The 20,116-nt window shown below is 73.5% G+C and carries 18 protein-coding genes and 1 pseudogene; 7 read left to right on the top strand and 12 right to left on the bottom strand.

What is annotated here, in order from left to right; genetic code table 11:
* Window positions 1–358: 358 nt before the first annotated feature.
* The 5 genes and pseudogenes from ACF1AG_RS32395 to ACF1AG_RS32375 all read right to left on the bottom strand — a co-directional run.
* Window positions 359–670: pseudogene (locus ACF1AG_RS32395) on the bottom strand (CHAD domain-containing protein); the annotation flags it as partial.
* On the bottom strand, window positions 651–2,885 hold the full coding sequence (locus ACF1AG_RS32390) for an RNA degradosome polyphosphate kinase (protein ID WP_359599452.1): 2,235 nt from the start codon (window positions 2,883–2,885) through the stop codon (window positions 651–653). The pseudogene ACF1AG_RS32395 and the gene ACF1AG_RS32390, both read right to left, overlap by 20 nt.
* Before the next feature lie 271 nt (window positions 2,886–3,156).
* Window positions 3,157–4,158, bottom strand: a complete 1,002-nt coding sequence (locus tag ACF1AG_RS32385) for an ABC transporter permease (protein ID WP_359599454.1) — start codon at window positions 4,156–4,158, stop codon at window positions 3,157–3,159.
* Window positions 4,155–5,042, bottom strand: coding sequence for an ABC transporter ATP-binding protein (locus ACF1AG_RS32380; protein WP_359599456.1), 888 nt, complete (start codon window positions 5,040–5,042; stop codon window positions 4,155–4,157). Before ACF1AG_RS32380 ends, ACF1AG_RS32385 begins: the two co-directional genes overlap by 4 nt.
* On the bottom strand, window positions 5,039–5,464 hold the full coding sequence (locus ACF1AG_RS32375; RefSeq protein ID WP_190003067.1) for a GntR family transcriptional regulator: 426 nt from the start codon (window positions 5,462–5,464) through the stop codon (window positions 5,039–5,041). The genes ACF1AG_RS32380 and ACF1AG_RS32375 overlap by 4 nt, the downstream gene beginning before the upstream one ends.
* Window positions 5,465–5,574: 110 nt before the next feature.
* Here ACF1AG_RS32375 and ACF1AG_RS32370 point away from each other — a divergent pair, with 110 nt between their 5' ends.
* The 5 genes from ACF1AG_RS32370 (at window position 5,575) to ACF1AG_RS32350 (ending at window position 10,148) form a co-directional block, all read left to right on the top strand.
* A complete protein-coding gene (locus ACF1AG_RS32370) occupies window positions 5,575–6,126 on the top strand; it encodes an RNA polymerase sigma factor (RefSeq protein WP_114874191.1) in 552 nt (183 codons plus the stop codon).
* A complete protein-coding gene (locus ACF1AG_RS32365; protein ID WP_359599459.1) occupies window positions 6,123–6,974 on the top strand; it encodes a zf-HC2 domain-containing protein in 852 nt (283 codons plus the stop codon). The genes ACF1AG_RS32370 and ACF1AG_RS32365 overlap by 4 nt, the downstream gene beginning before the upstream one ends.
* Before the next feature lie 68 nt (window positions 6,975–7,042).
* Window positions 7,043–7,903, top strand: coding sequence for an ABC transporter ATP-binding protein (locus tag ACF1AG_RS32360; protein WP_359599460.1), 861 nt, complete (start codon window positions 7,043–7,045; stop codon window positions 7,901–7,903).
* Window positions 7,900–9,420, top strand: coding sequence for an ABC transporter permease (locus tag ACF1AG_RS32355; protein ID WP_359599461.1), 1,521 nt, complete (start codon window positions 7,900–7,902; stop codon window positions 9,418–9,420). The genes ACF1AG_RS32360 and ACF1AG_RS32355 overlap by 4 nt, the downstream gene beginning before the upstream one ends.
* Entirely contained in the window at window positions 9,417–10,148 is a 732-nt protein-coding gene (locus ACF1AG_RS32350; protein ID WP_359599462.1) for an ABC transporter, read from the top strand. The genes ACF1AG_RS32355 and ACF1AG_RS32350 overlap by 4 nt, the downstream gene beginning before the upstream one ends.
* Before the next feature lie 111 nt (window positions 10,149–10,259).
* Here the strand turns inward: ACF1AG_RS32350 and mshD are convergent, their stop codons facing one another.
* Window positions 10,260–11,186 carry a mycothiol synthase gene (mshD, locus tag ACF1AG_RS32345; protein WP_359599464.1) on the bottom strand — a complete coding sequence of 309 codons (927 nt, stop codon included), beginning with the start codon at window positions 11,184–11,186 and terminating at the stop codon, window positions 10,260–10,262.
* A 182-nt stretch (window positions 11,187–11,368) separates the two neighbouring features.
* Here mshD and ACF1AG_RS32340 point away from each other — a divergent pair, with 182 nt between their 5' ends.
* Entirely contained in the window at window positions 11,369–13,192 is a 1,824-nt protein-coding gene (locus tag ACF1AG_RS32340) for a bifunctional metallophosphatase/5'-nucleotidase (protein ID WP_387798799.1), read from the top strand.
* A 63-nt stretch (window positions 13,193–13,255) separates the two neighbouring features.
* Here the strand turns inward: ACF1AG_RS32340 and ACF1AG_RS32335 are convergent, their stop codons facing one another.
* From ACF1AG_RS32335 to ACF1AG_RS32310, 6 genes are all read right to left on the bottom strand, one after another.
* Window positions 13,256–13,441, bottom strand: coding sequence for a DUF1737 domain-containing protein (locus tag ACF1AG_RS32335; protein ID WP_048458949.1), 186 nt, complete (start codon window positions 13,439–13,441; stop codon window positions 13,256–13,258).
* Window positions 13,442–13,454: 13 nt separating this feature from the next.
* Entirely contained in the window at window positions 13,455–14,921 is a 1,467-nt protein-coding gene (locus tag ACF1AG_RS32330; RefSeq protein ID WP_359599468.1) for a HAMP domain-containing sensor histidine kinase, read from the bottom strand.
* A complete protein-coding gene (locus tag ACF1AG_RS32325) occupies window positions 14,918–15,652 on the bottom strand; it encodes a response regulator transcription factor (RefSeq protein WP_359599470.1) in 735 nt (244 codons plus the stop codon). Before ACF1AG_RS32325 ends, ACF1AG_RS32330 begins: the two co-directional genes overlap by 4 nt.
* Window positions 15,653–15,750: 98 nt before the next feature.
* A complete protein-coding gene (locus ACF1AG_RS32320; RefSeq protein WP_359599472.1) occupies window positions 15,751–16,716 on the bottom strand; it encodes a trypsin-like peptidase domain-containing protein in 966 nt (321 codons plus the stop codon).
* A gap of 315 nt (window positions 16,717–17,031) precedes the next feature.
* A complete protein-coding gene (locus ACF1AG_RS32315; RefSeq protein WP_359599474.1) occupies window positions 17,032–18,054 on the bottom strand; it encodes a LacI family DNA-binding transcriptional regulator in 1,023 nt (340 codons plus the stop codon).
* Window positions 18,055–18,161: 107 nt separating this feature from the next.
* Complete coding sequence (locus ACF1AG_RS32310) at window positions 18,162–18,941, bottom strand: response regulator transcription factor (RefSeq protein WP_359599476.1); 780 nt, start codon at window positions 18,939–18,941, stop codon at window positions 18,162–18,164.
* 245 nt (window positions 18,942–19,186) lie between these two features.
* Here ACF1AG_RS32310 and ACF1AG_RS32305 point away from each other — a divergent pair, with 245 nt between their 5' ends.
* Window positions 19,187–20,107, top strand: coding sequence for an alpha/beta fold hydrolase (locus ACF1AG_RS32305; RefSeq protein WP_359599478.1), 921 nt, complete (start codon window positions 19,187–19,189; stop codon window positions 20,105–20,107).
* Window positions 20,108–20,116: the final 9 nt, after the last annotated feature.

Raw genomic sequence — 20,116 nt, 5'->3', positions numbered from 1 at the left:
CGACGGGGGTGTCGACGGCCGGCGCGTCACCCCCGTGGTCACCCGCCCCGGACACAGGTCCGCCGGGGGTGCGGGGGAGGGTCGTACCGGCCCTCGCAGCACGGGCCGCGCTTCGCGGTACGGCCTCGGAGTGCTCGGCGGGGCCCGAGGCCTCGTCGGCGACGGGAGGGGAGGAAGGCGCGTGCTGCGCGGGCCGCCGTGCCGGGGCCGTCGGTGGGGCCGCCGCGTCCGAGAGGCCGTCGTCGGCCGGGCCCGCGCGTCCGCCCGCGGTGGCTTTCGTGGGCTCCGGAGCCCCGCCGGGGGCGGGTACCCGCCGTATCGGGGGCCGGGGTGAGGAAGTCGGTGGGGCCGGCGGGCCCGAGAGGTGGTGGAGGGCGTCCAGGAGGCGGGCCAGGCGGGTGGCGCAGGCGTCCTCCTGGGACAACGTGCCTGAGACCCAGGCGAGTTCCGGGCCCAGGGTCCGGGACCAGGACGGGTCAAGGGCGGGCCGGAAGGTGTAGAGGCCCGCGCCGATGCGGCGGGCCGCGCGTCTCAGGGCGCGCGCCGCCTCCGCGGAGTCCTCCGGTGTCGCCGCGTCCCGGTGGAGGCGCAGCGCGCGGAGGAACTCGGTGGCCCTGGCCCGCAGATGGCGGGCCAGGACGTCCGCGGGATCAGGGTGCCGCTGTGCCACGCCGGCGCCTCCGGGCGTCAATGAGCATCTCCTGGATGTTCCGCAGGGGCTGGCCGTCGGCGTCCGTGGAGTGCCGGGTCCACTCGCCGTCCGGACCGAGGTGCCAGGACGCCGTGGTGTCGGACATCCCCGTCTCCAGCAGCCGGTTGAGGGCGGCCCGGTGCGCCGGGTCGGTGACCCGCACCAGAGCCTCGATCCGCCGGTCGAGGTTGCGGTGCATCATGTCGGCGCTGCCGATCCACACCTCCGGCTCGCCGCCGTTGCCGAAGGCGAACACACGCGAGTGTTCGAGGAAGCGGCCGAGGATGGACCGCACCCGCACGTTCTCCGACAGCCCCGGCACGCCGGGCCGGATCGCGCAGATGCCGCGCACCCAGATGTCGACGGGCACGCCCGCCTGGGACGCCCGGTAGCAGGCGTCGACGACGGCCTCGTCGACCATCGAGTTGACCTTGATGCGCACGTACGCGGGCCGCCCCGCGCGGTGGTGCTGCGCCTCCTTGTCGATGCGTGAGATCAGCCCGTCACGCAGGGACTTGGGGGCGACGAGCAGCCGCCGGTAGGTCTCGCGCCGGGAGTAGCCGGACAGGCGGTTGAACAGGTCGGAGAGGTCCGCGCCGACCTGCGGGTCCGCGGTGAGCACCCCGAGGTCCTCGTACAGCCGGGCCGTCTTCGGGTGGTAGTTGCCGGTGCCGACGTGGCTGTAGCGCCGGAGCGTCTCGCCCTCCTGACGGACCACCAGCGACAGCTTGCAGTGGGTCTTCAGTCCGACCAGGCCGTAGACCACGTGGCAGCCGGCCTCCTCCAGCTTGCGCGCCCACTTGATGTTGGCGTGCTCGTCGAAGCGGGCCTTGATCTCGACCAGGACGAGGACCTGCTTGCCGGACTCGGCGGCGTCGATGAGGGCGTCGACTATCGGGGAGTCACCGGAGGTCCGGTACAGCGTCTGCTTGATGGCCAGCACGTCCGGGTCGGCCGCCGCCTGCTCCAGGAAGGCCTGCACGGAGGTCGAGAAGGAGTCGTACGGGTGGTGCAGCAGCACGTCCCGGCTGCGCAGCGCGGCGAAGATGTCCGGCGCGGACGCCGACTCCACCTCTGCCAGGTCGCGGTGGGTGCCGGCGACGAACTTCGGGTACTTCAGCTCGGGCCGGTCCAGGCTGTGGATGCGGAACAGGCCGGTCAGGTCGAGCGGGCCGGGCAGCGGGTACACCTCGGCCTCGGAGATCTTCAGCTCGCGCACCAGGAGGTCCAGCACCTCGCGGTCGACGGACTCCTCCACCTCCAGCCGCACCGGCGGCCCGAAGCGGCGCCGCATCAGCTCCTTCTCCAGCGCCTGGAGCAGGTTCTCCGTGTCGTCCTCCTCCACCTCCAGGTCCTCGTTGCGGGTGAGCCGGAACGCGTGGTGCTCCAGCACCTCCATGCCCGGGAACAGCTCCTCCAGGTGCGCGGCGATGACGTCCTCGACGGGGACGTAGCGGCCGGGGGAGGACTCCAGGAAGCGCGACAGCAGCGGCGGCACCTTCACCCGGGCGAAGTGCTTGTGCCCGGTCACCGGGTTGCGCACCACCACGGCCAGGTTGAGCGAAAGACCCGAGATGTACGGGAAGGGGTGCGCCGGGTCCACCGCGAGCGGGGTCAGCACGGGGAAGATCTGGTGCCGGAACAGGGTGAAGAGGCGGGCCTGCTCCTTCTCCGTGAGCTCGTTCCAGCGGACCAGGTGGATGCCCTCCTCCGCGAGGGCGGGGGCGACGTCCTCGTGGTAGCAGGCGGCGTGCCGCGCCATGAGTTCCCGGGAGCGGGCCCAGATCATCTCCAGCACCTCGCGCGGCTGGAGGCCGGAGGCGGAGCGGGTGGCCACGCCGGTGGCTATGCGCCGCTTGAGTCCCGCGACCCGGACCATGAAGAACTCGTCCAGGTTGCTGGCGAAGATCGCGAGGAAGTTCGCCCGTTCCAGCAGCGGCGTCTCGGGATCCTCGGCCAGTTCGAGCACCCGCTCGTTGAACGCCAGCCAACTGCGCTCGCGGTCGAGGAAACGGCCCTGCGGCAGCGGGGCGGCCCCTTCGATGTGCGCCTCCTCGTAGCCGTCCAGGTCGGCGTCGATGTCGGGTTCCAGATCGGACACCGTCCCGGCCACGGTGTGCGGCCGGTGCGCGGCGATGGAGCCCACGGAGGGCTGCGAGTGCTGGACCTGTGCCTGGGTGTTGGGCTGGCTCATGACCCCATTGTTCCGCGCGAAGGGCGTCATGGGCGCGTCGGAAAGCGCGGGTGGGAGCGGTGGTGGCCCTGAGGCGCTCCCGTACCTCCCGTTCACCCGGCGGGGTGAGGGCTCTGCCGCGGCGGGATGCATTCACCGAGCGTCGCAAGGCCGTCTGAATCCGTGGTTACGGCGACATGACGTCCAGGGCAGCGGGCGGTGGCCCGCGGGGTGTTCACGCCGAGGGGGCGTGCCCCCACGGGCACGCCCCCTGGCCGTGAACGCGGGCGCGTCAGCCGTGAGCCGTCCCGGTCGTGCGGCGCAGCACCCGGAACGCCGCGTACGTCATCAGGCCGGCCACGGTGAGCAGGATGCCCGTGGCGACCAGCTGGAGCGGCCAGTAGTGCGAGACGGGGTGCAGGTCGCGGTAGAAGGCGGTGGCGCCCATGTCGGCCAGCGAGCCGCGGCAACCGCCCAGCCCGCCGTTGACGCACGGGGCCTCCGCCCGGCCCTCGGGGGTCAGCACCCCTTCGCCGACCAGCAGACCCCGTCCCAGCGGCCCTTCCTGCAGGCCGCTGACCCGGGTCACGGACGGCCACAGGTACGGCATGGCGGCGTGGACGGCGGCCCACAGCACCCCCACGGTGACCGTGGCGGCGGCCATCGCGGCCAGCGCGCGGCGCAGCAGCAGCCCGGCCAGGGCGCCCGCCGCCAGCCCGGCCAGCGCCAGGCCCACGGGGACGGTGCCGTTGGCGGTGAAGGTGGCCATGTCGTACCAGAACTTGGTGGTGTCGATATGGTCCCTGCCCGTCGCCCAGGCCCAGTGGTGCAGTGCCGCCAGCAGACCGGTCGCGGCGACGGTGAGCACGGCGGGGAGGACCAGCCGGGAGGCCAGCCAGTGGGCCGGGGAGACACCCTGGGTCCAGGCCAGGCGGGCCGTGCCGGACTCCGTCTCGCGGCCGACGAGCGCGCCCCCGGCCCAGGCGGCCACCAGGAACGGCACGGTCAGCACGGCGAACGTCGCGTAGTTGTAGACGTCCTTGTAGAGCAGGATCGCGCTCTGGTCGTAGGAGCAGCGCGGGGTGAACCCGCAGGCGTTGTACACCTTCCACGCCGCCGCCGAGGCGTCGGTGAGCGGCCCGCCGAGCCACACCAGGACCGCCGCGGTGAGCAGCACCAGCGCGCCGCCGCCGATCAGGGCCGGGCGGTGCAGGCGGGCCAGCCAGCGCCACTGGCGGGGCGCGCCGGCGGTGCGGGCGGCGGGGGCGGCCGGGGTGGTGAGGGCGGCGGTCATACGGCGGCCTCCAGAATCTCGGGTGCGGGGGCCAGGGCCGGGGCCGCGGGGTTGCGCAGGTAGGACAGGACGAGGTCCTCGAGGGACGGTGCGGCGGTGCGCCAGTCGTCGGGCAGCGGTCCGGACGGGCGGATCACCGCGCTGAGCTGGCGGCCCGTGGTGCGGGACTCGACGACCTCGTGCGCGGAGAGGTCGGCCTCGGCCGGGGCGGACACCCGGGTGTGGGCGGCCATCAGGTCGTCGATCTCGCCGGAGAGCCGGATCTTGCCGTCGCCCACCAGCAGCAGGTGGTCGCAGGAGTCCTCCAGCTCGGCGACGACGTGCGAGGACATCACGACGGTCGTGCCGTGGGCGGCGGCCTCGCCCATCAGCAGGCCCATCAGCTCGTGCCTGGCCAGCGGGTCGAGGTCGGCCATCGGCTCGTCCAGGAGCAGCAGCTCGGGCCGCTTGCCCAGGGCGAGGGCGAGCGCGACCCGGGTGCGCTGCCCGCCGGAGAGGGCGCGGATCCGCTTGCCCGGGTCCAGGTCGCCGCCGGCCACGACCCGGCGCGCGGTGTCCGTGTCCCAGCGACCGGGGTTGAGGTCGGCGCCCATGCGCAGCGTCTCGGCGACCGTGAGCTGCGGGTACAGCGGCTTGTCCTGGTCGATGAACCCCACCCGGGGGCGGGCGGCGGCCGGGTGGGCGCCGAGCACGCGGATCGTGCCCTCGGTGGGTGCGAGCAGTCCGGCGGTGAGCGCGAGGAGCGTGGACTTGCCGGCGCCGTTGGGTCCGACGACGGCGCACACGCGACCGGCGGGCAGCCGGAAGGAACAGTCGCGCAGCGCCCAGTAGCGGCGGCCGAAGCGCTTGCCGAGCGCGTCCGCCTCGAGGGCCGGGACGGTCATGACGGGTCTCCCTGGGGGGTGTGCGCAGGCGCGGCGTGCGCGGCCTGCTCCGGGTAGTGCGTCTCGAGTACGGCGGTGAACAGCGCGGCGACGTCCTCCCGCTCCAGGCCGGACTCCCGGGCGCGGGCGGCCCAGTCCTCCAGCTCCGCGCGGAGCGGGGAGTCGGCGGGGGCCGCGCCGAGGGAGCGGCGCACGAAGGTGCCGAGGCCGCGCCGGGCCTCCACCAGACCCTCGCGCTCCAGTTCCCGGTACGCCTTGAGCACGGTGTTCGGGTTGACGGCGGTGGCCTCCACGACCTCGCGGGCCGTGGGCAGCCTGTCGCCGGGAACCAGCAGGCCCAGTCGGATCGCCTGCTTCGTCTGCTGGACGATCTGGACATAGGTGGCCACGCCGCTGCGCCGGTCGATGCGGTAGTCGACCACTCGACAACCACCCTTTCACTAATTGAGTAGTGAAAGGGTGGTGCAAGGGTGGTGCGAAAGTCAACCGAGGATCCGTGAACCGATCCGCGGGGCCCGTCCGATGAGGGGACGTGAGCGAGATGAGAAGCGACGGCGAGCTGCTGCGCGCCGTCACGGCCGACGGCGACCGGGGCGCCTTCGAGGAGCTGTACCGGAGGTACGCGCCGTGGCTGACCGCGCGCATGCGCACCCGGTGCGCCGACGCCGCCCTCGTCGACGACGTCGTGCAGGAGACCTTCCTCGCGGTGTGGCGCGGCACGGCCCGCTGGCGTGAGGACGCGGCGGGCGCGGACGCCGCCGGCTGGCTGTGGCGGATCGCCTCACGCCGGCTGGTCGACGCGCTGCGCGGTGCCGGGGCGCGGGGGCGGCTGCGGCAGGCGCTGGCGCGGCTGCGGCACCGGGACGAGGTGTCGGCGGAGGAACGCGTGCTCGCGGGGGTCGAGCACGGGGACCTCGCCGGCGCCCTGGTGCGGCTGTCGCCGGAACTGCGCGCGGTGCTCCAGGCGACCGTGGTCGACGGGCTGACCACCCGTGAGGCCGCGGTTCTGCTCGGCATCCCGCCGGGCACGGTCAAGACGCGGGCCATGCGGGCCCGCAGGCAACTCCGGGAGGCGCTGGCATGACGTACGAGGACAGGCGCTGGCACGTGCCGGAGGACGACCTGCGGGCCTACGCGCGGGGCGGGCTCGAGGCGCCCGCGCTGTGGTCGGCCGACACCCATCTCACGGCGTGCGCGCACTGCCGTGCCGTCCTGGCGGGGCTCGGCGACCCCGTCGCCCTGGACGGCGGCTGGGAGCGGCTGGACGCCGAGCTCGACGCGCCCCGGCCCGGCCTGCTGGAGTCGCTGCTGCTCAGGCTCGGCGTCCGCGACCACACCGCCCGGCTGCTCGCGGCCACCCCGGCGCTGCGCCGCTCCTGGCTGGGCGCGGTGACGGCGGTGCTGCTGCTCACCGTGGCCGTCACCGTCGGCCGCACCGAGAGCGACCGGCTCACCTTCTTCCTCGCGCTCGCCCCGCTGCTGCCGCTCGCGGGGGTCGCGCTGTCGTACGGGCCGCGGATGGACCCGACGTACGAGATGGCCGTGGTCGCGCCGATGCACGGGTTCCGGCTGCTGATGATCCGCACGGTCGCCGTGCTGACCGCCGGGCTCGGGCTGAACGGCCTGGCCACGCTCGCCCTGCCCGGGTACGGGCTGCTCGCCCTGAGCTGGCTCCTGCCCGCGCTCGCCCTCACCGCCACGGCGCTCGCGCTGTCGGCCCGGCTCGGGCCCGTCCTGGCGCCCGCGCTGACCGGCGGCGGCTGGATCGCGCTGCTGGTCGCGGCGGACGCGGTCCGCTCCGGCGGACAGGAGACGCTCGCCCCGTTCACCGCGGCCGGACAGGGCGTGTCGGCGACCGTCGCCGTGCTCGCCGCCGGCCTGCTGGTCCTGCTCCGGGACCGCTTCGACCTGAGCCGGGACCCCGCGGTCTGACCGCGCCCGGTTTCCCACCGGCCGGGGCGCACCACCGCCCCGGCCACCACCTGCCACGGGAGTTCCCCATGTCCCCCACCGTCTCGGCCTCCGGGCTGAGCCTCCACTACGGCGCGACCCGCGCCCTGGACGACGTGTCGCTGCGGCTGTCCCCCGGCGTCACCGGGCTGCTCGGTCCCAACGGCGCGGGCAAGACCACGCTGCTGCGGGTCCTCGCCACCGCCGTGCCGGCCGACCGGGGCGCCTTCACCGTGCTCGGCCACGACCCGTCCGGCGCGCGCGGCCGCCAGGAGGTGCGCCGACGGGTCGGCTACCTGCCGCAGACGCCCGGTTTCCACCCGGACTTCACCGCCTTCGAGTTCGTCGACTACGTGGCGATCCTCAAGGAGCTGACCGACCGCGCGGCCCGCCACCGCGAGGTGCGGCGGGTCCTCGACGAGGTCGGCCTGGCCGACGTGCGCGGCAAGCGGATCCGCAAGCTGTCCGGCGGCATGCGGCAGCGGGTGGCGCTGGCGGCGGCGCTCGTCGGCGACCCGGCGTTCCTCGTCCTCGACGAGCCCACCGTCGGGCTCGACCCCGAACAGCGCATGCGGTTCCGCGAGCTGATCGCCACCGCCGGCGAGGGCCGGACCGTGCTGCTGTCCACCCACCAGACCGAGGACGTGGCGATGCTCTGCCACCGGGTCGTCGTCCTGGCGGGCGGCACCGTCCGCTTCGACGGCACCCCCGCCGAGCTGACCGCGCGGGCCGCGGGGAGGGTGTGGAGCAGCGAGGGCCGTGACCCCGGCGCGCTGGCCGGCTGGCGCACCGGACTCGGCACCTTCCGCAACGTGGGCGACCCGCCGCCCGGCGCCGACCTCCTCGAACCCACCCTCGAGGACGGCTACCTGCTCACCCTGGACGGCGCGGCCGCGGAGGTGACCGCGTGACGACGACCACCACCACGTCGCCGGCCCCGGCCCCGGTGACGACCCCGCCCGGCGCCTCCTGGGCCGCCGTGTCCGCCCTCGCCCTGTTCGAGGCGCGCAAGCTCCTCACCCGCGTGCCCGTGGTCGTCGCGTTCGCGGTGTACGTCGCCTGGACCGTCTGGCGCACCCGCGTCTCCTTCGACGGCTTCCCCGCACTGCAGGACGCCGACCGCGCCACCCAGGACGGGCCGCTGCTCGTCGGCCTCGCGGTGCTGCTGAGCGTCAACCACGCCATGCTGCGCTCCCGGCGCCACGACACCGAACGGCACCTGGACGTGCTGGTCCTCCCGCGGTGGGGCCGCACGGTCGCGCACCTGCTGTCCGTCGTGGCGGCGGCCCTCCTGGTCGCGGTGTGCGTCGGCGGGCAGTTCGCGTGGGAGGCGCTCAAGCCGGGCGCGGTCGGACACGGCTCACCCGCCGAACTCCTCGTCGGCCCCCTGGCCGTGCTGCTCCTCGGCGGGTTCGGGGTGCTGCTGGCCCGCGTGGTCACCGCACCCTTCGCGGCGCCGCTGCTGATCGTCCTGCTGCTCTTCCTCGCCACCTTCCTCGGCTTCTCCGCCGACGACTGGACGCGGTGGCTCATGCCGTCCGTCGGCACGTACAGCGTCGTCACCCTGCCCTCCGACCTGATCGGACGCCCCGCCGCGTGGCACGCCCTCTACCTGGGCGGACTGGCGCTGACCCTGATGACGGCCGCCGTGCTGCTGTCGGGCGGCGCCCGGCTGCGGACCGCGCAGGCCGCGGTCGCCGGCGCGGTGGCGCTGACCCTGGTCGGCGCGGTGGGCCAGTCCCGGGGCGTGCCGGAGACCGTCACGGAGGCGCGCGTACGGGCCTCGGTCACCCCGGAGAAGCTCCACACCTGCGTCGAACGCGACGCCACCACGTACTGCGCCTTCCCCGAGTGGGGGCCGCGCACCGGTGACTGGGCCCGGGCCGTCGCCGACGTCCGCGCTCTGGCCGGAGGCGACGCGCAGGACCGCCCCCTGGTCGTACGGCAGCGGGTCGAGGCGCGCTACGGCCTGGACGCCGACGCGACCCTCGCCCCGCTCACCGGCCCCGGCGAGGTGACCGTGGGGACGGCGTGGGGCGGCAACCGGGTGCCCGAGTTCGCGGTCGGGGTGGCCGGTGCGCTGGTCACCGGCTCGGAGGCCACGACGGGCGAGATGTGCGACGGCCGGATGGTCACCGTGATGTGGCTGGCCCTCGCCGGCCGGCCCGACCCGGTCGCCGACCTGCGCCGGGTGCGGATCGACGACAGCGACACCGGCTCGGCGATCGTCATCTCGCAGACGGAGCCGCTGCAGATGACCTCCGCCCAGACGGAGCTGCTGCGCGAACTGCTGGAACTGCCCCGCGACGAGGCCGCCGCCAAGGTGAGGGCCGGCTGGGCCGAGCTGACCGCCCCGAAGGTGACGACGGACCGCGTCGCGCGGGTGCTGGGCCTGGAGAAGCCCGAGGGGGAGGACGAGTGCATGTGACCGGAACCCCGGCGGCCGGGGACACCCCGGTGCTCGAGGCCCGGTGGGGCGCCCTCCTCCAGTTGGTCCGCCCGGTCGCCCGCACCGTGCCCTGGTGGGCGCTCGCGGCGGGCGGCGGGCTGGGACTGCTGACGGCCGCGCTGCCTAGGCTGGCGGGGGGCGAGGTCACCCCGTGGGCCGGGGCGAACGCCCTGCGGGCCGCCGCCCTGTGCTTCGCGCTGGGTGCCGCGTTCCTGCTGGACGACCCGGCCCGGCAGACCACCGTCGCCGTCCCCGTCCGCCGCGTCCTGCGGCACGCGCTGCGGTGCGCGTTCGTGCTGCCTCCCGCCGCCGCGTGGTGGACGGCGGCCGTACTGCTCGTCCCGGAGGAGGCGCGGCCCCCGGCCTGGGACATCACCCTGGAGGCGGCGACGGCCCTCGCGCTCGCCCTGGCAGGTTCGGCCTTCGCGGTGCGCCTGCGGGGCGCCGACCGGCCGGGGCAGGCGGTCGCCGCGTCCCTGCTGGTGGCCGGGGTCCTGGCGCCCCTGCTGAGCCCTTCGGAGTGGGCGCTGTTCACCGTGCCCGACGACCCCCGCTGGGCGGACGCCCACGGCCACTGGACGCTGCTGCTGGGCGGGGCGCTCCTGGCGGTCGCGGTGTGCTGCGTCGAACCGGTGCGCCGATTTCAGCCGGTCCGGCGTTTGAGGACGAGGCCCGCCGGCACCGGAAAAGGGGGTCCGGGGGCGTAGCCCTCAGGGAGGGGACGAGTAGGGGCGGCGGGGGCGGAACCCCCGGCCCCCGTGCCGCCGCCGGCGTTCAGGCCCGGCGTGACAGACGAAGTGCCGGCCCCGGCCGCCCCGTCACGTCTCCGTCCGGTACATCAGGTCCGTCTCGTGGGTGACGAAGCCCAGCCGCTCGTAGACGGACACCGCCGCCTTGTTGTCGGCGTCGACGTACAGCATGGCGGTGGGCAGGCCCTGGTCCGCCAGGTGGCGCAGGCCGATCGTCGTCAGCGCCTTGCCGAGCCCGCCGCCCTGCGCGCCGGGGGCGACGCCGAGGACGTACACCTCGCCGAGGCCCTCCTCGGCGTGCACCTTCGTCCAGTGGAAGCCGACCAGCCGTCCGTCGCCCTCCGCGAGGAAGAAGCCCGCGGGGTCGAACCATGGTTCGGCCTTGCGGTCGTCGAGGTCGCGCTGGGTGAGGGAACCCTGCTCGGGGTGGTGGGCGAACGCGGCGGCGTTCAGCGCGAGCCACGCCGCGTCGTCCCGGCCGGGCTCGAAGGTGCGCACGGTGACGCCCTGCGGCAGCACCGGGTCGGGCAGGTCCAGATTCGCCAACGGCCGCCGCATCTGACGCAGTTCACGGAACAGCGTCAGCCCGAGCACCTGCGCCAGGTGCCGGGCCGCGGAGTGCCCGCCGTGCGCCCACACCCGCAGCCGCTTGCCCGACGCGGCGAGCAGCGCCGTGCCGAGCGCCCGCCCGTGCCCCTGCCCGCGGAACGAGGGGTGCACCACCAGCTCCGCGGCGGGCGGCTCCACCGGGTCGGTGTCCTCCAACTGGGCGTACCCGACGAGCTCTTCGCCGACGGTCAGCAGCAGATGCGAGACGCCCTCCCGCGCGCCGCCGCGCAGTTGCAGCCGGCCCTGCTCGGACACGGCCTGCTGGCCGTCCTCGCGCGCCGCCTCCTCGAGCAGGGCGAGAACCGCGCCGACCTGTTCCTGGTCGAGCGTGGGAAACGTCCGGAGCGAACGGGGGCTGCCGGGCCGGGAGAACGCGTCGCTGGTCATGCGTACGAGGGTAAAGGGACAGCGCGGCGAGGGGGTGGCAGCGGGGCGCGTACGGCCGCTGCGGCGACGGCGGCGACCGTGGCCGGAAAAGATAAACCAGGCTGTAACCCGGAAGCCCCTGTCGCGCTACGCGCGTTGACTCTAGGCTGCGCCGGTACCCACTCGCACCGACAGGGGGGCGTATGCCAGCCACATCCCCGGCGCACCCGCGCCGCAGACGCCGTACGAACCGTCTCCTCGCGACCGCCGCCGGTGTCCTCACCGTCGGTGCCCTGGCCGCCGCGGCCCTGCCGGGGTCCGCGAGCGCGGGCGAGCAGCACGGCAAGGGCAAGGGCCACGGCCACGGGCCGAGCCGCTACCAGGACGTGCAGCTGCTGTCCTTCAACGACCTGCACGGCAACCTGGAGCCGCCCACCGGTTCCTCCGGCCGGGTCACCGAACTCCAGCCGGACGGCACGACGAAGACCATCGACGCGGGCGGCGCCGAGTACCTGGCGACGCATCTGCGCCAGGCCCGCAAGGGCAACGCGTACTCCGTCACCGCGGCCGGCGGCGACATGGTGGGCGCCTCCCCGCTGCTCTCGGGCCTGTTCCACGACGAGCCCACCATCGAGGCGCTGAACAAGCTCGAACTGGACGTCACCTCCGTCGGCAACCACGAGTTCGACGAGGGCGCCAAGGAGCTGTCCCGCCTGCAGAACGGCGGCTGCCACCCGACGGACGGCTGCTACACCGACAAGAAGTTCAAGGGCGCCGACTTCCCGTACCTGTCGGCCAACGTCCTGAACGAGAAGACCGAGAAGCCCCTCCTCAAGCCGTACTGGGTGTGGCAGAAGAAGGGCGTCAAGGTCGGCTTCATCGGCGTGACGCTCGAGGGCACGCCGAACATCGTCTCCGCCGAGGGCGTCAAGGGCCTCGTCTTCAAGGACGAGGTCGAGACGATCAACAAGTACGCCGAGGAGCTGCGCCGCAAGGGCGTGAAGTCCATCGTGGCGCTGATCCACGAGGGCGGCTTCCCGGCCTCGCAGAACTACAACTACGACTGTGACGCCCCGGGCGCCGGCGACGGCATCTCCGGCCCCATCGCGGACATCGCGCAGAACGTCTCGCCCGAGGTGGACGCGCTGGTCACCGGTCACACCCACAACGCGTACGTCTGCACCGTCCCCGACCCGGCGGGCAACCCGCGCATGGTCACCTCCGCCGCGTCCTTCGGCCGGCTCTACACCGACACCACGCTGACCTACGACCGCAAGACCGGCGACATCGCCCGTACGGCCGTGAAGTCCGCGAACCACGTGGTGTCCCGGGACGTCCCCAAGGCGCCCGACATGACCCGTCTGATCGGCAAGTGGAACACCCTCGCTGCCCCGATCGGCAACCGCGCCATCGGCTACATCTCCGGTGACGTCGTCAAGGACGGAACCGAGTCCCCGCTGGGCGACCTGATCGCCGACGCCCAGCTGGAGTACGCCCGCACGCTGGACCCGGAGACCGACCTCGCCCTGATGAACCCGGGCGGCATCCGCGCCTCCCTCACCTACGCGGCGAGCGGCGCCGAGGGCGACGGCGTGGTGACCTTCGCGGAGGCGTTCACGGTCCAGCCGTTCGCCAACACGGTCAACCTGCAGACCTTCACCGGCGAGCAGCTGGTCCAGGCGCTCAAGGAGCAGGTCAGCGGCTCCAACGAGGCGGCTCCGAAGATCCTCCAGGTGTCCGACGGCCTCACCTACACGCTGGACCTGACGAAGACCGGCGCCGACCGGGTCGTCACGGACTCCATCCGGCTGAACGGTGAGGCGATCGACCCGTCGGCGAGCTACCGCGTCGCGATGAACAGCTTCCTCGCGGGCGGCGGCGACGGCTTCACCACCCTGGGCCAGGGCGCCGACGCCCTGGTCGGCGACGACGACCTGAAGGCGCTGGAGCAGTACCTGACGGCCAACTCCTCGGCCGGCGCCCCGATCGACCCGCCGGCGGCGGACCGCATCACGATCGTGCAGTAACCCGCGACACGGGGACGAGCAGGACGGAGAGGGCCGGTGCCGGGCACCGGCCCTCTCCGCGTTCTAGCCCTCCACGTCCCACACGACCGCCTGCGCGACGATCACACGCTCCCCGTCGAAGGTCACGGCGGGCCCCTCGTGCAGCCGGTATCCCAGCTCCAGCGCCTCGCTGACCCGCCGGCAGAAGGCGGAGTCGTCGGGGCCGGTCAGTACGCGGTAGACGGGCAGTCCGTCAGGTGGGTTCGCCATGCGTCCCAGCGTGTCACGGGACGTCGGGAACCTCCGGCGGAGGGGTCGGGGCGCCCGGCAGACGGACGGTGGCGGTGGTGCCGCCGCCCTCGGCCGGGGTGAGCGCGACCGTGCCGCCCGCCTGCTGCACCGTGCGCGCCACGATCGACAGCCCGAGGCCGGAGCCGGGGAGGGCGCGGGCGCCGGGGGAGCGCCAGAAGCGGTCGAAGACGTGCGGGAGTTCGTCGGCCGCGATGCCGGGACCGTGGTCCCGTACGGTCAGCACGCCGTCGGCGAGCCGCACCTCGACCGTGCCGCCCGGCGGGCTGAACTTCACCGCGTTGTCCAGCACGTTGACCACCGCCCGCTCCAGCGCCGCCGGTTCGGCCCGCACGTACCAGGGATGCAGGTCGGCGGTGATCGTCAGCTCCGGGCCGCGCAGCCGTGCCCGGCGCAGGGCCGCCTCCACCGCGTCCTGCCAGGCGACGATCTCCACGCGGCCCGACTGATGGCCCGGGTCCGGGCGGGACAGCTCCTGGAGGTCGCCGATCAGGGCGGCCAGCTCCGTCATCTGCGCCTTCACCGAGTCGAGCAGCGCCTTGCGGTCGGCCGGCGGGAGGGGCCGCCCGGTGTCCTCGCTGCGGGTCAACAGCTCGATGTTGGTGCGCAGCGAGGTGAGCGGGGTGCGCAGTTCGTGCCCGGCGTCCGCGATGAGCTGCTGCTGGAGGTCGCGGGAGCTGGCCAGTGCGGACGTCATGGAGTTGAAGGAGCGCGACAGCCGCGCGATCTCGTCCTCCGACTCCTCCTCCACCGGGATGCGCACGCCCAGGTCCTCGGTGCGCGCCACGTGCTCCACGGCCTCGGTGAGCCTGTCGACCGGGCGCAGTCCGGTGCGGGCGACGGCCAGACCCGCGGCGGCCGAGCCGAGCACGCCGATGCCGGACACCAGCAGCAGGATCAGCGCCAGGTCGTTCAGCGTCGACTGCGTGCCCTTCAGCGGGACCGCCACGATGACGGCCGCGTGGGTGCTGGTGAGCGTGGACGGGTCGTTGATGACCAGCGGCAGGGTCAGCACCCTGACGTCGTCGCCGTCCTCGTCGGTGCCGTCGCGGAAGATGCCCCTGGACCCGGTGCCCGCGTTCTCGATCACCTTGCGGTCCGACGCGGTGACCTCGACGTTCCCCACCGAGCTGGGGAACAGGCAGACCGTGCCGTCCTCCTTGACCACCTGGGAGTACGTGTACTGGAAACCGCCCGCGCTGTCGCGGGGTGTGTCCGTGCAGTCGGTGAGGGCGCTGCGGATCTCGTCCACCCGCTGCGGCCCCTGCAGCACGGTCGCCTTCTTCAGGTCCTCGTCGACCTGCTCGTACAGCTTGCCCTGCACGATGAACCAGCAGGTCACCGACACCGCCGCCACCGCGAACGCCACCGCCGCGGCGACCAGCAGCGACAGCCGCGCCCGGATCGGCAGGGCGCGGAAACGGCGCACCGGTCCGGTCACTCCGCGCCGCCCTGCCGCAGCACGTACCCCACCCCCCGCACCGTGTGCACCAGGCGCGGCTCGCCGCCCGCCTCGGTCTTGCGGCGCAGGTACATGACGTACACGTCCAGCGAGTTGGACGACGGTTCGAAGTCGAAGCCCCAGACCGACTTGAGGATCTGCTCACGGGTGAGCACCTGGCGCGGGTGCGCCATGAACATCTCCAGCAGCGTGAACTCCGTGCGGGTCAGCTCCACCGGGCGTCCGGCGCGGGTCACCTCCCGGGTGGCCAGGTTCATCGTCAGGTCGGCGAAGGTGAGGACGTCGTCCGTCTCGGCGGACGCGGCCACCGCCGCCGCGTACGAGCTGCGCCGCAGCAGGGCCCGGATCCGGGCGAACAGCTCGTCCAGCTCGAACGGCTTCACCAGGTAGTCGTCCGCCCCCGCGTCCAGACCCGTCACCCGGTCGCCCACGGTGTCCCGGGCGGTCAGCATCAGGATCGGCGTGGTGTCGCCGGTGGCGCGGATACGGCGGGCGGCGGTCAGGCCGTCCATGCGGGGCATCTGGATGTCGAGCACGAGGAGGTCGGGCCGGTGGGCCGCCGTCTTCTCCAGGGCGTCCACTCCGTCGACGGCCTCCTCGGTGTCGTAACCCTCGAAGGCCAGGCTGCGCCGGAGTGCTTCGCGCACGGCCGGCTCGTCGTCGACGATCAGGATGCGCTGCGGGGCACGGTCGCCGTCTGCGGGGCTCATCGGGTGGCGGGTCCTTCGTCTGCGCGCCGCGCGGTGGGCGCGGCGGGGAGGGGACGGGCTGTCGGATCTTCAGCGTCGCACGTTTCCGGGCTCGCGCGTCAGCCGCCCGCACCGGCCCGCAGGTCCGGCAGGTCCGCCTTGAGCGTGTTCACCGGGATGGCGAAGCCGAGGCCCACGCTGCCCGCCGTGGACGACTCCGCGCCGCTCGGCGCGTACATCGCGGAGTTGATGCCGATGATGTTGCCGTTCATGTCGATCAGCGCGCCGCCGGAGTTGCCCGGGTTCAGCGAGGCGTCGGTCTGGATCGCCTTGTACGTGGTGGTGGAGCCGCCGGTGTCGCCGTTGAACTGCCGGCCGCCGAACTCGAACGGCCAGCCGTCGCCGCGCTGCCACTGCTGCTGCCCCTGACTCTCGTCCGTGGACACGGTGACGTCCCGGTCGAGTGCGGAGACGATGCCGCTGGTCACCGTGCCGGTGAGGCCCTCGGGCGAGCCGATCGCGACGACCTGGTCGCCGACCTGCACGCCGTCGGAGTTGCCCAGGGTGGCGGCCTTCAGACCGGAGGCGTCCTCCAGCTTGATCAGCGCCAGGTCCTTGCTGCTGTCGGTGCCGACGACACGGGCGCCGTACGTCTTGCCGTCGTGCGTCCGCACCTGGATCCGGGAGGCGCCGGCCACCACGTGGTTGTTGGTGACGACCTCGCCGTCCTCGGTGACGATGACACCGGACCCGGTGGCCGAACCGGACGACGAGGCGGCCTTGATCTCCACGATGCTCGGGCTGACGGTCTTGGCGACCCCGGCGACCGTGCCCTTCAGGGACGCCGGCACGACGTCGGTCTCGGCGGCGGAGGACGCGGTGACGCCCGTGGAGGAACCGCCGGTCAGTTCCTGCACGCCGTAGGCGGTGGTCCCGCCGACGGCGGCGGCGACGATCGCCACGGCGACGAGCAGTCTGGCGGGGCCACGGCTTCGGCGGTGTGCAGGGGCAGTGGGCTCGGGAGCGTAGGCCGGCGGGGGCGGCCACTCGGGGTTCACCTGGTGAGGATGGAGGTTCTCGCTCATGTGGATGAGCGTCCCGCTCGGGGATGAGAGCTGTCTGAGGACGGGCTGAGAAGCCCGGCAGAAGTGCGTATGCCCGAAATAAACGCCTTCAGGGGCGCGGGGGAACTGCGGGTCCAGCCATCCACGACCCGCACCCGGCGCCGCGGCGGAGGCGCCCTGAAGGGGCGCGGGGAACTGCGCGCCCAGCCACGTACTGCCCGCACCCGGCGTCGGCGGGGTGTCGCTGCGCCGGCAGCGCTGGGGCGGCACGCCCCCTCGGGGGCGCGGGGAACTGCGCGCTCAGCCGCAGACGACCCGCCCGTGGCGCAACGGCGGCTAGGGACAGCCGCAGGACTGGCGCAGGACCAGCCGGGACGGGAACACCTTCAGCCGCTCCCGGCGGGAGCCGCTGACGCGGAGACCGTCGTCCAGGACCAGATCGACCGCCGCGCGGGCCATCGCCGGACGGTCCGAAGCGACCGTGGTCAGCGGCGGATCGGTGAGCGCCGCCTCCTTGATGTCGTCGAACCCGACGACCGCCAGCTCGCCCGGCACGTCGATACGCAGCTCACGCGCGGCACGCAGCACACCGATGGCCTGGTCGTCCGTGGAGCAGAAGACCGCGGGCGGCCGCCGCGGCCCCGACAGGATGTCCAGCGCCACGCGGTAGGCGTCGTAGCGGTTGTACGGGGCCTCGAAGAGGCGCCCTTCCGTGGCTTTCCCGGCCTCGTCCATCGCGCGCCGCCAGCCTTCGACGTGGTCGGAGACGGGGTCGCCGACGGCGGGCGTCTCCGCCGTACCGCCGACGCAGGCGACGTACTCGTAGCCGTGCTCCAGCAGATGGCGCACGGCGAGCTGCGCGCCGCCGAGGTCGTCCGTGACGACGGCGACGTCGTCGATCGCCTCCGGCCGCTCGTGCAGCAGGACCACCCGGGCGTCCCACGCCTCGATCTCCGCCGCGGCCAGGTCGTTCAGCGCGTGGCTGACCAGGATCAGACCGGAGACCCGCATGCCGAGGAAGGCACGCAGATAGTGGACCTCGCGCTCGCCGATGTAGTCGGAGTTCCCGACCAGGACCATCTTCCCGCGCTCGGACGCGGCCTGTTCCACCGCGTGCGCCATCTCGCCGAAGAACGGCTGGCGGGCGTCCGGCACGATCAGACCTATGAGATCCGTGCGCCGGGACGCCATCGCCTGGGCGACGCGGTCGGGCCGGTACCCCAGCTCCTTGATCGCTGCGAGCACCCGCTCGCGCGTGGCCGGGGCGACCGGCCGGGGTCCGTTGTTGATGACATAGCTGACGACCGCGGTCGACGTCCCCGCCAGTCGCGCCACGTCATCCCTGGTTACCTTGGCCACGCGCGGAGTCTACGCGGATATATCCCTTCCGGGCAGGGCGTGCCGGAGGTTGTGAACTGCGGAAAAGCGGCTCGTCTGCGCGGACGCGCCGCTCATGCGTGCGACCCTCAGGCCTTCGCCCGCACCCCGTCGGCGTCCGCCGCGGCCGTCTCGTCCGCTTCCGCCGCCATTTGCCGGGCGCCCTTCGTCTTCGCCTCCTCGGCCGCGCGCTCCACCTTCTCCGGCGTAACGAATCGATAACCGACGTTCCGGACGGTGCCGATCAGCGACTCGTGCTCCGGGCCGAGCTTGGCGCGCAAGCGGCGTACGTGCACGTCGACCGTGCGGGTGCCGCCGAAGTAGTCGTAGCCCCAGACCTCCTGCAGCAGCTGGGCGCGGGTGAAGACCCGGCCGGGGTGCTGCGCGAGGTACTTGAGCAGTTCGAACTCCTTGAAGGTCAGGTCCAGGACCCGGCCCTTCAGCTTCGCGGAGTACGTCGCCTCGTCCACGGAGAGGTCGCCGTTGCGGATCTCCATCGGGGAGTCGTCGTTGACGATCTGCTGGCGGCCCATCGCCAGCCGCAGCCGCGCCTCGACCTCCGCGGGGCCGGCGGTGTCCAGCAGTACGTCGTCGATGCCCCAGTCCGCGGTGACCGCGGCGAGGCCGCCCTCGGTCACGACCAGGACGAGGGGGCAGCCGGGCCCCGTGGAGCGCAGCAGCTGGCACAGGCTGCGGACCTGGGGGAGGTCGCGGCGGCCGTCGACGAGGATCACGTCGGCGCCGGGGGTGTCCACCAGCGCCGGGCCTTCCGCGGGCGCCACCCGGACGTTGTGCAGGAGCAGGCCGAGGGCGGGGAGCACCTCCGTCGACGGCTGGAGCGCGTTGGTCAGGAGCAGCAGGGAACTCATCGGGTCGCCTCACCTGCTCGGATCGTGGCTGCCCGGAACGGGGCCGTCCTGCGTTCGTGCACGGTTCGCTCGCCCATAACGTCTGGTTCCTCCTCGGTCCCTGCGAGGACGTTTACGGCATTGCTGCGTGCGTTCGACGGCCCGTACACCCGGCGGTTTCCCGCCTTCGTATACAACGCTTCCGAAAGCACAAAAGGACCCGGGGGCTTCACTGCCCGAGTCCTCTTCGCAGCAGAATAGCCGACATGGGCACCGATGCGGCAGGTCATGTGGCGCGATCCACCATTCGTCCATATTCCGAGACGCCGAATGTGACACGGGGCGGCGCGCCAATGCGGACGTTCCTGCGCACGGCGGACGGTGTGGCGATCGATTCCGTATACGAGCCGGGAGGCGTTGTACACGACCCGGGGAAGGTCGTATACGAACAGGCCGAGGAGGGTTCGCGGAACGGTTCGGGGAACGGTTCGCGGAATGCGGTCCCCGGTGTTTCCCAGGGGCTCGTTCTCGTGGTCGCGCACGGGTTCACCGGGGACGCCGACCGCCCCCACGTGCGGCGCGTCGCCCAGGTTTTCGCGCGGTACGGCGCGGTCGTCACCTTCTCCTTCCGAGGACACGGGCGGTCCGGCGGACGCTCCACCGTCGGCGACCGCGAGGTGCTCGACCTCGCCGCGGCGGTCGCGTGGGCGCGGGAACTGGGGCACACGCGGGTGGTCACCGTGGGGTTCTCCATGGGCGGGTCGGTGGTGCTGCGGCACGCGGCGCTGGACACGGGTGACGTCGAGGCCGTCGTCTCGGTGAGCGCGCCCGCGCGGTGGTTCTACCGGGGCACCGCGCCCATGCGGCGGCTCCACTGGCTGGTGACACGGCCCTCGGGGCGGCTGGTCGGGCGGTACGGGCTGCGCACCCGCATCCACCACCGGCAGTGGGACCCCGTGCCGCTGTCCCCCGTCGAGGCCGTACCGCGCATCGCGCCGGCACCGCTGCTGGTCGTGCACGGAGACCAGGACGCCTACTTCCCGCTCGACCACCCCCGGATGCTCGCGGACGCCGCGGGGGAGCACGGGGAGCTGTGGGTCGAGCCCGGCATGGGGCACGCCGAGAACGCGGCGCCCGAACCGCTGTTGAGGCGGATCGGGGACTGGGCGGTCGCCCGGGCGGGCTAGCCTGACCGT

Origin of the sequence: Streptomyces sp. NPDC014764 (genome assembly GCF_043082785.1) — a bacterium.
GTDB classification, from domain to species: Bacteria; Actinomycetota; Actinomycetes; order Streptomycetales; family Streptomycetaceae; genus Streptomyces; species Streptomyces althioticus.
The sequence above is the reverse complement of the archived record's forward strand: the minus strand, read 5'-3'. Positions and strand labels throughout refer to the sequence as shown.